This window comes from Candidatus Hakubella thermalkaliphila (assembly GCF_013281975.1).
GTDB lineage: Bacteria > Actinomycetota > Humimicrobiia > Hakubellales > Hakubellaceae > Hakubella > Hakubella thermalkaliphila.
Window position 1 is genome coordinate 1 of sequence record NZ_BLRZ01000501.1, and the last position, 511, is coordinate 511.

Here is a 511-nt window from a genome sequence, read left to right on the forward strand (position 1 = left end):
TTAGATTACGTAAGCTGCTCTCCATACAGGATTCCTATCGCAAGGCTTGCAGCAGCACAGGCAGCATTGAAGGAGAAAACAGGCGGCAAAGACCTCAGCAAGTCAACAGTTTAGCTTTAAAATTTCCTGTCCTTAAAAGGAGGTTCAGGATTAAAATGAGTTTTCCCCGGCAATGAATCTCGTTCTAGTCATAATATTAATGGGCTTGACCATTGGAGTTATAGGACTGATTGTACACGATGTTCAGAAGATATTTGCAGGAAATATAGAGCATGGAGTCATCTCTACTCTTGGATCGTTACTCATTCTGTGGGTGTTGATTGAGTTAATAAATACTGAGATATCCCATCTCAAGGGCGGTAAGTTTTATATAAGCGTATTCATTGGAGTTGCGCTCGTAACCGTCATAAGGGCAACCATGATAGCCACTTTCAAACACGAAAAGCCACCACTGGTTTAGCAGAGGTCTTGGACATGTGAGTTTTTTACTTGCTGGTGTAGCGTGCAGGGG

General features: G+C 42.7%; 1 protein-coding gene. It reads left to right on the plus strand.

The features are described from left to right. Nucleotides 1-199: 199 nt before the first annotated feature. The gene (locus tag HW443_RS14275) at nucleotides 200-460 is read left to right on the plus strand and encodes a phosphate-starvation-inducible PsiE family protein (protein WP_407079837.1); all 261 of its coding nucleotides are present in this window, start codon (nucleotides 200-202) and stop codon (nucleotides 458-460) included. Nucleotides 461-511: the final 51 nt, after the last annotated feature.